General features: G+C 58.8%; 14 protein-coding genes and 1 pseudogene. 6 read left to right on the top strand and 9 right to left on the bottom strand.

Going from position 1 to position 13,296, the window contains the following annotated elements; all coding sequences use genetic code 11:
* Positions 1-620: 620 nt before the first annotated feature.
* A complete protein-coding gene (locus AC0L2P_RS29960) occupies positions 621-914 on the top strand; it encodes a hypothetical protein (protein ID WP_473506598.1) in 294 nt (97 codons plus the stop codon).
* Positions 856-1,596, top strand: coding sequence for an ankyrin repeat domain-containing protein (locus AC0L2P_RS29955; protein WP_473506596.1), 741 nt, complete (start codon positions 856-858; stop codon positions 1,594-1,596). Before AC0L2P_RS29960 ends, AC0L2P_RS29955 begins: the two co-directional genes overlap by 59 nt.
* A 662-nt stretch (positions 1,597-2,258) precedes the next feature.
* On the opposite strand, the pseudogene AC0L2P_RS29950 reads toward AC0L2P_RS29955, so the two are convergent.
* A pseudogene (locus AC0L2P_RS29950) lies at positions 2,259-2,687 on the bottom strand (integrase core domain-containing protein); the annotation flags it as partial.
* A 373-nt stretch (positions 2,688-3,060) separates the two neighbouring features.
* Between AC0L2P_RS29950 and AC0L2P_RS29945 the strand changes: the two are divergent.
* Genes AC0L2P_RS29945 through AC0L2P_RS29935 form a run of 3 tightly spaced genes read left to right on the top strand, consistent with a single transcriptional unit; the run spans position 3,061 to position 5,202 of the window.
* Complete coding sequence (locus AC0L2P_RS29945) at positions 3,061-3,483, top strand: hypothetical protein (protein ID WP_473506594.1); 423 nt, start codon at positions 3,061-3,063, stop codon at positions 3,481-3,483.
* 10 nt (positions 3,484-3,493) lie between these two features.
* Positions 3,494-4,387: a nucleotidyltransferase domain-containing protein gene (locus AC0L2P_RS29940; protein WP_473506592.1), complete on the top strand. Its 894-nt coding sequence runs from the start codon at positions 3,494-3,496 to the stop codon at positions 4,385-4,387.
* 20 nt (positions 4,388-4,407) lie between these two features.
* Complete coding sequence (locus AC0L2P_RS29935; RefSeq protein WP_473506590.1) at positions 4,408-5,202, top strand: hypothetical protein; 795 nt, start codon at positions 4,408-4,410, stop codon at positions 5,200-5,202.
* Positions 5,203-5,660: 458 nt separating this feature from the next.
* Here AC0L2P_RS29935 and ggt read toward each other — a convergent pair whose 3' ends face one another.
* From ggt to AC0L2P_RS29895, 8 genes are all read right to left on the bottom strand, one after another.
* The gene (gene ggt / locus AC0L2P_RS29930) at positions 5,661-7,253 is read right to left on the bottom strand and encodes a gamma-glutamyltransferase (RefSeq protein WP_473506588.1); all 1,593 of its coding nucleotides are present in this window, start codon (positions 7,251-7,253) and stop codon (positions 5,661-5,663) included.
* 21 nt (positions 7,254-7,274) lie between these two features.
* Entirely contained in the window at positions 7,275-7,994 is a 720-nt protein-coding gene (locus tag AC0L2P_RS29925; RefSeq protein WP_473506652.1) for an ABC transporter permease, read from the bottom strand.
* Positions 7,991-8,704: an ABC transporter permease gene (locus tag AC0L2P_RS29920; RefSeq protein WP_473506587.1), complete on the bottom strand. Its 714-nt coding sequence runs from the start codon at positions 8,702-8,704 to the stop codon at positions 7,991-7,993. Before AC0L2P_RS29920 ends, AC0L2P_RS29925 begins: the two co-directional genes overlap by 4 nt.
* A 70-nt stretch (positions 8,705-8,774) precedes the next feature.
* On the bottom strand, positions 8,775-9,620 hold the full coding sequence (locus tag AC0L2P_RS29915) for a transporter substrate-binding domain-containing protein (RefSeq protein WP_473506585.1): 846 nt from the start codon (positions 9,618-9,620) through the stop codon (positions 8,775-8,777).
* Between the two features lie 84 nt (positions 9,621-9,704).
* Entirely contained in the window at positions 9,705-10,376 is a 672-nt protein-coding gene (locus AC0L2P_RS29910; protein ID WP_473506583.1) for a GntR family transcriptional regulator, read from the bottom strand.
* Positions 10,377-10,886: 510 nt separating this feature from the next.
* On the bottom strand, positions 10,887-11,264 hold the full coding sequence (locus AC0L2P_RS29905) for a VanZ family protein (protein WP_473506581.1): 378 nt from the start codon (positions 11,262-11,264) through the stop codon (positions 10,887-10,889).
* A 654-nt stretch (positions 11,265-11,918) separates the two neighbouring features.
* Positions 11,919-12,068, bottom strand: coding sequence for a hypothetical protein (locus AC0L2P_RS29900; RefSeq protein WP_473506650.1), 150 nt, complete (start codon positions 12,066-12,068; stop codon positions 11,919-11,921).
* Between the two features lie 203 nt (positions 12,069-12,271).
* Entirely contained in the window at positions 12,272-12,463 is a 192-nt protein-coding gene (locus AC0L2P_RS29895; protein WP_473506579.1) for a DUF3606 domain-containing protein, read from the bottom strand.
* Positions 12,464-12,883: 420 nt separating this feature from the next.
* On the opposite strand from AC0L2P_RS29895, the gene AC0L2P_RS29890 reads away from it, so the two are divergent.
* Positions 12,884-13,183 carry a DUF1236 domain-containing protein gene (locus AC0L2P_RS29890; protein ID WP_473506578.1) on the top strand — a complete coding sequence of 100 codons (300 nt, stop codon included), beginning with the start codon at positions 12,884-12,886 and terminating at the stop codon, positions 13,181-13,183.
* Positions 13,184-13,296: the final 113 nt, after the last annotated feature.

The raw sequence follows: 13,296 nt of genomic DNA, 5'->3' as shown, positions 1-13,296 counted from the left end.
TGACCGACCTCATGCGACGCGCTTTATCCTGGCGCGCGGCCGGTATATAGTAGACCCGCCGCTCCATTTGCGAAGCGACGGGCCTCCAACCCGTTCCCCATCCTTGACCATGCAATTGCGGTGCCAGACGTATTGACCCATTGCGGGGCACCTTATGGCTTTACACAGCGGACTACCGCCAGTCAGCTTTGACGACACGACGCCGTACAGCGAAAAGCCCGCTGGCGGGAGGGGCCGGCAGCGGGCTTTCACTTGGGGAGTGTCTTAGCGGCTACATCGACCGCTGCAGTTGTAATGCGTGATTTCTGCAACGGTTCCGAAGTTTTTTGAGGCAGGGACCACGACCAACCAATCAAGCCCGAGGCGGAGCATTTCGAACATTGTCCAGTGTGCGGACAGCATTTCGACATGCGCGATCTCGGCCAGGTGCTTCACCATGCGAAGCCGGAGCATCAACCGCTGCAGCCTGTGAATTGAAAAGCCCGCGCTCCACAGAGGAGAATGAACCCTACGGCGGGGTGGCGCCTGCCTTGTCGGCTAGACGCTCTAGCTGCTCCGGGTGAAGCTGCGGAACCACTGGCGAAGGTGCGCGTTAGGCACGACCCTGGTGAGGATGCAGCATGACAGCTCGCCCAATCGTCTCGACAGCCGCGGCGATCCTGTTCGCCGCCACAAGCATGGCTTACGCCCGGCCGGATGCGCGCACCATGACTTGCGAACAGACGCAGCAGCTGATCCAGAGCCGGCGCGCGGTCGTCCTGACCACGGGCCGCAACACCTATGATCGATATGTCCGCCAATTTGGCAATGAGTGCGACCGCCCCGCCGTGCCCGTCGCCTCCTATGTCCAGACGCTTGACGGTCAATGTCGGGTCCATCGATGCGTGGAATGGCAGCATTTCGATTTCCCGTGAGCCGGCTTTTGATCCAATGTCTGTTCGCGCGACGCCGGGTTTGGGTCCTGCCCTCATGCCGGCTCTGGCAAAACGCCGGATCGATTTGATCAATCTGCTGTTGGACGGAGGCGCAAATCCTAATGCGCAGCGCGGCCGCGAGGCCGCCCTTCACATCGCAGTCAGATCCGGTTGCCTCGATTGCGTGACGGCACTGGTCGAGGCCGGCGCCGACGTGAATGCGAAGACAAAGGATGGCAAGACACCGCTCCACATGGCGGAATTGAAGGGGCAACGCGAAGTTGCCGAGTATCTCTTGTCGCACGGCGTCGTCTTGCCAACGCCAGCCCCGATCTCGAAGAAGTTGGCTACCGCCGACGTAGAGAAAGGCCGAGCCCGGTTCACCAGCTTGTGTTCCAGTTGCCACAGCGTCGAGTCACAAGGAGGGATCAAGCATGGACCGACCCTGTGGAACGTCGTCGGCCGCGACAAGGCATCAATGGCAAACATGCGTTACTCCGAGGCCTTGCTCGGCTGGGAAGGGGTATGGACGCTCGAGGAATTGAACAAATTTCTGTATGAGCCCATGCTCACGACGCCGGGCGTTTACATGGAAGTGCCTGGTGTTCCGGACGAGACTGAACGAACAAACATAATTGCCTACTTGCGCACACTCAGTGACAAGCCGATCCCGCTGCCCTGAATCCATGATCTCTTGCGCAAGTGCTGCTACGGACCTGCGTGGCCATTCTTAGATGGGTCGGGACATAAAAAAAGCCACCGTCCCATGCGCCGCGGCGACGCGCTCGCGGGCATTGTCCGCATTGTCGTTCACGGCGCAAGGATGGCGTCTGGATCAAGCCCGAGAGCTTGAAGCAGGGAAACGGCGTCCGGGTCGTCGCAGTAGACCTCGGGTCTATCGGGAGCAAACCAGCGGGCGAAATAGACCGGTTTTGCGTCAAGGCAGCGTAGGCTGAAGCCATTTTGCCAGCTTCGATGATACGAGCCTGCACAAGCGATTTCAGAACTGTCTGACGAGGCGGCGGCGTTGGTTCTGGGGCGGTGAAATTCTCACCATCGAATGAAAAGCCGGAGAAAACATCGTCGGGAACCTCTGTCCATCCCGGCTCTGGGCCACCTTCGAACGAAATCGAATCCACCACTCCATCAATGACGCGGGCGTATTTCATGTCGTCCTCCAGAATTTGACCCGGGCGTAGACTTCTGTTCCCTGCGAAAGAGCCAGGCCAAGGCCGTTCGCGGGGGCGGACGAGGAGTAGTACTGGATCGCAAAGGCTTTGCCTGCGACGACCGCCGCGCTGCCTGTCGATGTCGCACCTGAGCTTGGCCCGTTGTTTCCGTTAGTCCCGGCAATTGCTGGAGCGGATCAAGCTTGAAGCGTTCTGGCTGTGCAGCCCATGCCTTGCAAATGAACTCGTAGGGCGTGAGGCCCTTGAGGGTCTTGAGCCTGCGGGCGAAGTTGTACGCAGCGACGAAGTCGGTGAGATGCTGCCGGAGCTGATCGTGGCTCTCATAGTAGAAGCGCTGGACGGTGGCGTCCTTGATGGTCCGGTTCATTCTCTCGACCTGGCCGTTGGTCCATGGGTGCCTGACCCTGGTCGTGCGGTGGTCGATGTCGTTGCTGGCGCAGGTGTATTCGAAGGCGTGCGCCCGAAACAGCTCGCCGTTTGCCATTGCCTCCTTGATTAGCGGCACGGCCGAGCCACCGGCGCCGGGCGTGGTGAACTGGATGCCGTTGTCGGTGAGTACAGTGTGGATCTTGTAGGGGACTGACCGTGTTGCACCCATCGGCTGACTTTCACTGAACTCTCGGGCCCGCCAGGGGAAGAGACCTCTCAGCCCTGACCGGCCACACGGTGCGAATAACAGCTATCGCTTTATTGGCTTGTGGGGTGGCGGATCAAAGCGGATGCGAAACTCGTCGATCGTTTCTTCAAAGCGGGTAAATCCTTCCTTACGCATTCTCGCAGCAAAGCCAACGCTCCGCTCCGTTCCGATGACCGCGCTCCAATAGTACTGGATCATCTTATCGGCTCGATGTAGCCATTCAAGCTTTGTACAAGGCTTTGGTTGTACGATCGGCGATGCAGTGCAGGCGTCATGCTCGGCCTATCCCTTCTTCCAACGGAAGATTGTAACAACAAGCTTGGACGAACATGTTGTGCTCATCGATGGTGGATACTGCGCCAACAATCCAACGCTCTACGCGATCGCCGATGCGCTGGTGCCTTTGCAACTGCCTCCCGAAAAAATTCGCGTTGTAAGCGTTGGTGTCGGGGAATATCCGCCAGTCCGCCGGTACCCAACTAACTACCGATGGTGGACGGACAAGTATCCACTGGTCGAACTCCTGCAAAAGACACTGGAAATCAACACCCGATCCATGGATCAGTTACGACACGTGCTATTCAAACACGTTCCGACGATCCGCGTAAGCAAGAGCTTCTCCAGTCCCGAGATGGCGACGGATCTCTTCGAGCGGGACATGAAAAAGCTCAACATTCTTATTCAACGCGGGACTGAGTCCTACGGAGAATTCGAAGATGAGCTGAAGCCATTTTTGTTGTAACGGAATAATCATGGCAATTCCGGAAGAACAGCTTGAGACTTGGTCGAAGCCGGGGGCAGCGGTCACGTCCAAGGAGACGAATGCAAGTATCAGGGCGATAACCGACCACAAAGACGCGCAGTATGCGAATCGCAGCCCCACTTCATTTTTGCAAGGCTCATATGGCAATGACACCAACGTCCTGGGTGTCGATAGCGATGTGGACATCGTGCTGAAGTGCGGTTCAATCTACTACTACGATTTGAAGAATTTAAACGAAGGCGAACAGGAAAATTTCCGGCAGACGCATAAAGCGGCGGAATATAACTACGCGCTGTTTAAGGTGGACGTCTCCAAGTGGCTGGAGCAGCAATTTCCTTCCGACTTTGATCCTGGAGAAAAAGCAATTCGGATCAAGGGGAGAGGCAGACGGCGCGATGCTGACGTGCTGCCTTGCGTTAGTTTTCGACGGTATCTCAAGTTCAATGGCGTACATAACGAACAGTATGACGAAGGGATCTGCTTTTTTCTCCCCGACAAAACGCAGGTCATCAACTATCCAAAACAGCACTCGGATAACTGCACCGCGAAGCACCAGCAAACCGGCAGCATGTTCAAGCCACTGGTGCGCGTCCTGAAGAACATGCGAAATCGTATGATTTCGGACGGAACGTTGGAAGCTGGAATCGCGCCCTCCTACTACCTTGAAGGTTTGATGTACAACGTCCCAAATGAGTTATTTGGCACACGTTACGACGACACTTTCGCCGCGGCGATCGACTGGATATGGGAGCAGGACAAAACCAAATTCGTTTGCGCAAACAGACAATATTACCTCCTTCACAAAGACTCCCCCGTTACATGGCGAGCTGAAAAATGTCAGGCGTTTCTGAACGCGGTCGTCGATCTTTGGAAGACCTGGTAGTCTAGGAGAGCCGACATGCAATGAAATGGACCACCTCATCGCTTTGTTGCGGCGAGGTCGTCGGTACGGATATGAGCAGGGCATTGATCATGGCAATGGACGATAGCGAAAAGCACGTCGCAGATTACCTTGCGAGCAAGGGCTATACGTCAGATGAAATTGTCTTTGAGCCTGATGGAAACGTCACGCCGGATTTCTTACTAAAGGGGCACATAGCGATCGAGGTGCGCCGCCTCAATCAGAATTACGAAGGTGCAAGGGGAACGGAAGCCTTAGAGCATGCGGCCATTCCGTTCTTTCACAAACTGAAGAAGCTCGTTGAGTCTTTTGGCCCGCCCACAGGCTCGCACAGCTGGTTTGTCTCCTACAGCTACGGTAGGCCAGAGATGCCTTGGAAGATTTTGAAACCCATTCTTAAGAAGGTGTTTTTTGACTTTGCGAACAATCCGAATTCTGGATCCGAAAAGCAAAAAGTGGGTAAGTCGCTGAGGATCCAAATACATCCGTCGACGATGAAGTTTGGTACTTTTTTCGTTTTGGGAGGCCACACGGACGATCAAGCTGGCGGGTGGGTGGTTGCGGAAATGATCCGCAATCTTGGGATATGCGTTGCCGAAAAGACGAAAAAGGTGGCGGATCATCGGGTGAAATATCCCGAGTGGTGGCTTCTATTCGTCGACCACATCGGCTACGGCGCGCTCGACGCTGACGACGTGGCCGTAATTCGGAAGCACGTGCCAGGTCTAGCGCAATGGGACAAAGTGATCGTTGTCGAAACAACGCACTATTCCCAATCGTTTGAACTCAAGAGCTAATGCGCAAATCACTCTGCGCGGTGAGTCGTCGGTATGTCCAGACGCCGACGCACCTGCCGGTGTAAGCTATCAAGAATTCTGGGTACCAAATGGGAGTCACTTTGTTCGCGCTTAACTGTGATGGCTTGAAGCGTCGTGAAATGGACAGAAGATAAATACCCGATTGGTTCCGCGCGTTGTCCTAGAGAATGTTTCAAATTAAGGCGATCTGATCAGAAGCCCACCCCGACTGAAAATCCGCGTGTCGGTGGTTCGAATCCGCCTCTGGGCACCATTTTTTCCGGTCCATTCTGGACACATGGGTAACAGTTTGTCTCTAAGACATAAGTGATAACCTGGTGCCGAGCGGAATATCGATGGCGTGCACGATTACCTGGGACCATGGCGCCAGCGGCTCCTGCTCTCGCCGACCAATGTCGATAAGACTTCTTCAGCATCTTGGATCCCGCTCTGCCACCCTACAGCCCGAGGGCGCAGCCGTCCTTGCGCGGTTCGGAACCGCCCAGCAGAGTGCCGTTTGCCCAATCGATGCGAATGGCCTGCGCGCCGCCGATCGGCTCCGTGGCAGGAATGATTTCGAAACCGCGCCGGCTAAGTTCAGCTACGGTTTCGCCAGCGAGCCCGTGTTCGGCCTGGACCTTCATCGTGCCGCTGACGGGCGTGACCCGCGGAAGATCGATCGCCTCCTGGAGATCCATCCCGAAGTCGAGCACCTTCGTCAACAGATGCGCGTGGCCCATTGCCTGGTAGTAGCCACCCATGACACCGAAAGGCATTTCTGCCCGGCCGCCTCTCGCGAGCATCCCGGGTATGATGGTATGCAAAGGCCGCTTGTTCGGCCCCACTGCATTGGGGTGCCTGGGGTCAAGCGAAAAGCTTTGCCCGCGATTGTGCAAGACGACACCGGAGCGTGGAGAGACCAGGCCCGAGCCAAAGCTGTCAAAGACCGAGTTGATGAAACTGACCGCATTGCGATCCTTGTCGACAACGGAAATGTAGACCGTATCGCTGTGCAGCGGCATATCGAACGGCGGCAGGTCCGCGCGGGCGCGCTTTAGGTCGATCATGCCGGCCAGACGATCGGCCCAGGCATTCGACAACATGTCAGCCACCGGGACCTCGGACGTGTCGGGATCGGCGACGAGCAGGTCACGCGCGGCGTAAGCGAGGCGTGTCGCTTCAATTTCCAGGTGAAGCCGGTCTGCTGATTGCGGGTCGCCGTTGGCTTCGAAGCGCGAGAGGATGTTTAGAATCAGCAGCGCGATCACACCCTGGCCATTCGGCGGACATTCGAACACATCGCAGCCTCGAAACGCCGTGCTGATCGGGGCCACGTACTCGCCTGTTGCCGAGGCGAAATCTTCGAGCGTGTGCAATCCGCCGAGCCCACGAAGATAGGCGACCATGTCTTCGGCCACAGGGCCGGTGTAGAAGGCCTCTCGTCCCTTCTCGGCGATCAGCCGCAGCGTTGCAGCCAACTCAGGCTGGCGATGCACTTCGCCAACGCATGGTGCGCGACCGTTTGGCAGGAAAATCCGTTTCGCGGCACCATCGGAGGCCAGAAGTTCTTCCTCCAACGCCCAGTCACGATGGACCCGCGGTGAAATGGCGTAGCCTTCCTCGGCGAAACGTATGGCGGGGGCCAGGATTTGATCGAAGGGCATGTGCCCATGATCAGCGTGCAATCTGGTCCATGCATCGATGGCTCCCGGGATGGTGACGGAGCCGGGAGAATTGCGGGCCACCTCGGCCATGCCACGTTCGAGGAACCAGTCAATTGTGAGGGCGGCGGGTGTCCTGCCCGATCCGTTGTAGGCAATGACCTCGCCGGATCCGTTTCGCGACAAAAGGGCGAAGCAATCGCCGCCAATGCCGGTCGAGGCCGGCTCGACGACGCACTGCACTGCGCAGGCCGCGATGGCGGCATCCATGGCGTTGCCACCGGCCGCCATGATCTCGACCGCCGTCAGGGTCGCGGACGGATGAGAGGTGGCGGCCATGGCCTCGCGTGAAACGACGACGGAGCGCGTTGGCTTCTCAAAATTTCGCATTCCATGCCCTTCTGATCGTGCTCAAGAGGCGGCGTCGCTCATCGTCGAGGGGCGGTGCCGCAGATGCCGCGACATCCAGTATTCGAGTGCCGCCAAGGCCCGGATGATCGCGAAGTTCAAAGTGAGATAAATGGCGCCCGCGCAGATGAAGACTTCAAAGGCGCGGTAGGTCTGGGAGATCAATCCCTGGGCAATTCCAGTCACCTCCATCAAGGTCACGATGGAGGCCAGAGACGTGCCCTTGATCATCAGGATGATCTCATTGCCGTAACTCGGCAGCGCCTGGCGAAAGGCCAGCGGCAGGATAACGTGCCGATAGGTCAGACAGGTGGACAGGCCGACGGACCGGGCCGCCTCGACAAGGCCGCGCGGCACCGATTGAATCGCGCCGCGCAGGATTTCGCTGCCATAGGCGGTGGTGTTGAGTGTCAGCGCGATGATTGCGCACCAGTAAGGCTCGCGGAAAACGGCCCATAATCCAATTGCCGACAGTTGGTGCCGGAACTGGCCAAGGCCATAATAGGTCAGAAAAATCTGCACCAGCAGAGGCGTGCCCCTGAACACGGCAACGAAGCCGCGGATCGGCAGGACGACGAAGGGCGATTCCGATTGCTGGGCAAGCGCCAATGTGACGGCAAGAACGAAGCCGGCAACGATGGAAGTCAGGGCCAGTTCCATCGTAAGCGGCAAGCCGGCAAGAAGCTTCGGCACGATTTCGAGGAAAAAACTGAAATCTATCATGCCGAACGGACGCGCCATGGCGCCTTTCGTTCCAGGCGGTAAAAGGCATTGCCGGTGACGGAAGCGATAGCCAGATAGAGCAAGGCTGCAGCAATGTAGAAGATAAACGGTTCACGGGTCGAACCCGCTGCGATCTGTGCCTGGCGCATCAGTTCAACGAGGCCGATTACCGATATCAGCGAGGAGTCCTTCAGAACCAGCTGCCACACATTGCCGAGACCTGGCAGCGCGTATCTCAGGAGCTGGGGAAAAATAACCTGGCGCAGCCGCTGCAGCCGGTTGAGACCAAGCGCGCAAGCGGCATCGTGCTGTCCCTGGTCGATGGCCAGGTAAGCCCCTCGATAGACCTCTGCCTGATAGGCGCCCGAGATGATGGCGATAGCCAAGGTTCCGGTGGCAAAGGCCGGAACGCCGACGAATCCGGACCCGCCCAGGCTATGACCAAGCGAGGTCAGGGCGACGCTTCCTCCATAGTAAAGCAGATAAATGGTCAGAAGGTCGGGCACACCTCTGAAAACGGTGCAATAGCCAAGGGCCAAGAACCTCAACGCCTTGGAGTTGTGGAGACGCCCGGCCGCTGCCAGCCCGCCAAATACGGCGCCAAGCACAAAGCCCAGCACAGACAGAAGCACTGTAACCGCGGCCGCCGCGAGAAGAGCAGCCCCCCAACCTCCGTGCTGGAAACCAAGCAGCCGGAATGCGTCAACCATTGGTTACCCCCGGCAGGGCGAACGGCTCAGCTCCGGAACGGGTCAGGAATGGCCGTTCGCCGACAAGCGCCTACTTGACTGGAGTGACGTCGCTCTTGAGCCACTTAAGCGACAGGGTTTTGATCGTGCCATCGGCGATCGCGCCGTCGATGGCCCCGTTGAACATGTCTTTCAGCTTGGTGTCCTCTTTGCGGATACCGGCACCGGAGCCAAGACCGAAGAGTCCCCCGACAAATCCTGGTCCTGCAAGCGTATAGTCGCTGAACTCCGGTTTGCTCAGCGTGGCGGCCAGCGCTGTCTGTTGTGCGAAGAGCGCGTCGATGCGACCCGCGGCAAGATCGAGATCGTGTTGCTCGGTGGTCTTGTATTCGCGAATCTCGGCGACGTCCGAGAAGTATTTTTTCACAAATTCCAGGTTCGCCGTCGCAGCCTGAACGCCAATGATCTTTCCATTCAGCAATGGCTTGAGCTTGTCGATTGCCGCCTGCGCAGAGGCGTCATTGTCCAGCTTGAAGCGCTCGTTGGAAATGCCCAGCTTGCCCAGTTCGCTATTCTTGGCGACCGCGAAACCCGAGGGATCCACCGCATAGGGCTGGGTAAAATCGATGACCTTCAGACGTTTTTCCGTGATGAACATGCTCGCCATGATCACGTCGAACTTGCCGACGGTCAGCGCCGGAATCATGCCGTCCCAGTCCTGTGCGACGATCTTGCACTCGATCTTCATTCGCCCGCACAGATCATTGGCGAGATCGACTTCGAAGCCGTCCAGTTTGCCGTCGGCTGTTGTGAAATTCCAGGGCGCGTAGGCTCCTTCGGTGGCAATGGTGATTGCCTTTGGCGTTTCTTGTGCGACGGCGGCCTGGACCAGGCCGAACAGGACCGACGCAATGGCTGCGATGCGACTAATTTTCATGTCATTCTCCTCTTTTGCCGGTATGGCAGTTCCCTTTCGTCGTGCCGGATTATCTTCCGGCTTCAACGAGTTAGATGGTATTTTCTAGCGGCGGCCGGGACTTGCGAAGTTGGCCAGAAGCGGCGCTGTCTCGACGATATGATCCCGCATGACGATCTCAGCCTTGCCGGCATCACCTGACCGCAACACCTCGATCAGGATCTCGTGCTCGGCGCGCGCGCTGGCAGGCTTGTCGACATAGTCGAACCAGATGCGCAGGTAGGGCTCGATCACGACGTGCAGGCTGGCAATCTGCCGGACCAGCTTGGGCCGGTTGCTCAATTGGCAAATCTGCAAATGGAAGGCCTGATGGCGCACGACCCAGTCGCTGCTGCCCGTCTGGCTGGCGCGCTCCATGCGGTCGAGCTGGCGTTCCAGTTCTTCAAGCACCTCGACATCGATGTGCGGCATGGCAAGCCTCACAGCCAGCCCTTCGAGCACCGAGCGTATTTCAAAGGTTTCGTGGATCTCATCGAGGGTAAGCCCGGCGACGATGCAGCCACGGTTCGGGCGAATGACCACAAGACCTTCCGCGGCCAATTGGCGGAATGCTTCGCGAACCGGCATGCGGCTCATGCCGATTTCCGTCGCGATCTCTTCCGGGATCAGCCGGTCGCCGGCCCGGTAACGCCCCATCCTCAATGCCCGCTGAATGTGGCGGTAAGCCTCCTCCTCGGCGGTTGTGACGCCGAACGGCGCGATTGCGTCTGCTGCCATGTCCTGGGTCCGACCGAGTGTATCTCTGTATCCACTATCCAGTTGGCGACACCTGTGTCAAGCACCGATGCCTGGACGCGTTAGAATTTCTCTTGTGAGAATAAGCACTTGGCAGGGCAACTGGGGCAAGCAAAGCCCGCAGTCAGCTAAGCTGCTGATCGGACTGTTTGGCGGGGTCCTGTAAAAAGGCCCGCCGCTTCATTTGCGAAGCGGCGAGGCCCCATATTCGGGGACGATTGCCGGGATTCCCGGCATTCTCTACAGTGCAATTCAGGTGCCAGAATTGTTGACCCAAAACGGGTCACCCACCGGAGACGCGAAGGCGGACCTTCCGCGATCACGCTACTGCCGCGCTTTTGCCATTGCTGCTACATTGCTTTGCGGCGGACCTGATTTTTCCGCCTGGCCGGCGTCCCACAGGCAACTTACCCCAACGCGCCCCCCAAGTGGCGCCGGCCATTTTCCCTATATTGGAGCACGGGCGCGCCGGCGCCGTTATGCGCTTTCGAGCTATGGCAATCCGCCGGCGAGCCGCTTTGTCCAGCCTGCAACCATCAGTCCGCACGCGATTCCGACGCAGTCGGCCATCCAGTCGAATAGATCCGGGTCGCGCCCGATCAGTTGCACGGCCTGAAGCCCCTCGATCGCTGCGCCCATGAGAACGAGGAGGACGATCAGCTTCGCCTTGTGTTCCGGCCAGCCGAGACTTCCGAGAGCCGCCAGGAGGACGAAGGCGGCGGCGTGATTGAGCTTGTCGTGACCAAACGTGAAAGCCAGGCCAAGACCCTGCAGGATCTGCTCTGGCAAAAGGGCGAACAGCAGAACGCCGGCAAACGCGGCGGGAAAGGCAATCCTCGCCACGATCTGATAAGAATCCAGGCGCAACAAGGGTGGAATGGCCTTTCGCCCGAATCTGCAGGGAACACCGCCGGCCGCTGAATCGAGGGCGAGCGCGGCGTCAATTTCCGCCGTCCCGGCGTCCGGTGCATCGTCAGAACGAATGAATGCCTCGGGTCAGCCGCTGCACAGGCAGGGCCCGCGGAGCGTGCTCCAGGCCGGCGGCAGCTTCCGCGATCACGCAATTACCTGCTGCGCCAGCGCGGCTACTATCTGGCTGCGGCGGACCTGATTTCCGCTTGGCCGGCGCTGCGTCAGGGCACCTTACCCCATGCCACACGAAGCGGCGCCGGCCAGAATTCCACCAATCGTGCAAGGAGCGACCCGCGTCAAAAAGCCCGCCGCCCTGTCGGACGACGGGCTCCGTTGCCTGGGCGCCAGGGCGCCGCGGTAGCGACTGATGCTACTAATGCTCCCGCAGGTCTCCAATATGCTGCCGCCGAATGGCGTTGCGCATCGGCTAAACAAACGAAGCCCGCGCCTCTGGCGGAGGGCGCGGGCCGACCGGGTTGCACCCGATCTGCAGCAGAAACCCGGGAGGTTCCCGCCGCACAGGATAACAATTAGAGACTTCTAATGTTCCGGTCCAGGGAAGATGCCGGCTGCACCAGAAATCTCATGGTCGGAGCGATGACGGTCGAGGCGTCAGCTCGTGCGCAAGTCGATCTGGAAAATCCGCTCGTCGAAGTGCCGCGTTTCGACGGCAAAGGTCAAAGCCACTTCAAGGACCAGACCGCCATGGTCGTCCCGGACCTTGACTGCAATCCTGCGATGAGGAAGGCCATCCCTGGCCATCTCGGCCAATGTGCGAAGGGCTTCTTTCCTGACCAGCGAGAATCGTCGTATAACGTTCCCTGATCGTCGGAATAGACGATTCCGTCTTCATCGGAATCGAAGAAGTAGCGGGGCACTGCGTTTGGCCGAAGCGTTGTCGATAGCTGGCCGCGATCTCGGCCGATCGAGATCAGTGCCTCTCCACCGTTGGCTTCGCCGCCATCTCACTTGCGCTCGCGCAATGCCTTCACCGCCTGCGAGAGGATCATCCGGTCGCCGCCGGTCCTTTTGATCAGCTTGCTCACCTGGCTGGGCGAAACACCATTTTCCCGCGCGAAATGTTCGACCTCGTAATACTCGTCCGCCGAAACGTGATTGCAGTCGCTGAAGTCTCGCTTGGTCTTGTCGTCGGCCATTTCTATTCTCCTCGCCCCTTCTCTAATCGCTTCAGGGGTCAACGTTGATGCACGCAGCAATTTGAGGGTTCGCCCGCCACAAACTGACGCGCGAACCCTATCGGCGCAGGAAGGGACAGGCTGCGCAGATGCCGGGCTCGATCGGAATGGAACAGCCAAGATCGGTGCGAGCAACCGTCGACTTTTCCATGGAATCCTCCCGGGAACGTGCCGCCAGCAACGGCTACGCGCCGCCGCGGTTCCGGGATGCGCGACAAACCCACCCTTTGCGCGCAAGGATCAGACTTAGGTCCTACGGCAACACGTCGGTTGGTCCCTGCCGGGCGGGACCGAAGCCCCGTTGACGGAACGTTTTCAGCTGCCTTCCGTTCGAGGGAGCCTTGGCGCGAAGAGCGGACCGAGTTCGCAAAGGAGACGACCATGAAAATGCATCTTTCCACCGCAGTGGCGGGATTTTTGTTGCTGGCAGGCATCGGCGCCGCTGCGGCGCAAGACGTTGTCATCGACCCGCAGCAGGAAACGGTCATCCAGGAGTATGTAAAGAAGCAGCCGCTAGCCTCGGTGAAAGTCCCTGGGGTGGAACTTAACATCGGCTCGACACTCCCCGACACCGTCGAGCTTCATGAAGTCCCCAACGTCAAATATCGTTATGTCGTGGTTGACAACCGCACCGTTGTCGTCGACCCAGGCACGCGCAGGATCGTCAAGGTCATCGAGTGATGTGAAAGCTCGGACAGCCGTGGCCCCCCCCCCCCCCCCCCACAGGGCGGCGCGCGAGAGGGCGGGGGGGTGTGGGGGGGGGGGGCGGCGCCGGGCCCCCCCCCCCCCCGCAG

The organism is Mesorhizobium sp. WSM4836 (assembly GCF_055811815.1).
This window is presented reverse-complemented; position numbering and strand designations above follow the sequence as displayed.

What these genes read in the sequence shown, in the direction of transcription:
- AC0L2P_RS29960 (WP_473506598.1), top strand. Translation starts at nt 621, where the DNA reads ATGACAGCTCGCCCAATCGTCTCGACAGCCGCGGCGATCCTGTTCGCC.
- AC0L2P_RS29940 (WP_473506592.1), top strand. Translation starts at nt 3,494, where the DNA reads ATGGCAATTCCGGAAGAACAGCTTGAGACTTGGTCGAAGCCGGGGGCA.
- AC0L2P_RS29935 (WP_473506590.1), top strand. Translation starts at nt 4,408, where the DNA reads ATGAAATGGACCACCTCATCGCTTTGTTGCGGCGAGGTCGTCGGTACG.
- ggt (WP_473506588.1), bottom strand. Translation starts at nt 7,253, where the DNA reads ATGCGAAATTTTGAGAAGCCAACGCGCTCCGTCGTCGTTTCACGCGAG.
- AC0L2P_RS29925 (WP_473506652.1), bottom strand. Translation starts at nt 7,994, where the DNA reads ATGATAGATTTCAGTTTTTTCCTCGAAATCGTGCCGAAGCTTCTTGCC.
- AC0L2P_RS29920 (WP_473506587.1), bottom strand. Translation starts at nt 8,704, where the DNA reads ATGGTTGACGCATTCCGGCTGCTTGGTTTCCAGCACGGAGGTTGGGGG.
- AC0L2P_RS29915 (WP_473506585.1), bottom strand. Translation starts at nt 9,620, where the DNA reads ATGAAAATTAGTCGCATCGCAGCCATTGCGTCGGTCCTGTTCGGCCTG.
- AC0L2P_RS29910 (WP_473506583.1), bottom strand. Translation starts at nt 10,376, where the DNA reads ATGGCAGCAGACGCAATCGCGCCGTTCGGCGTCACAACCGCCGAGGAG.
- AC0L2P_RS29900 (WP_473506650.1), bottom strand. Translation starts at nt 12,068, where the DNA reads ATGGCCAGGGATGGCCTTCCTCATCGCAGGATTGCAGTCAAGGTCCGG.
- AC0L2P_RS29895 (WP_473506579.1), bottom strand. Translation starts at nt 12,463, where the DNA reads ATGGCCGACGACAAGACCAAGCGAGACTTCAGCGACTGCAATCACGTT.
- AC0L2P_RS29890 (WP_473506578.1), top strand. Translation starts at nt 12,884, where the DNA reads ATGAAAATGCATCTTTCCACCGCAGTGGCGGGATTTTTGTTGCTGGCA.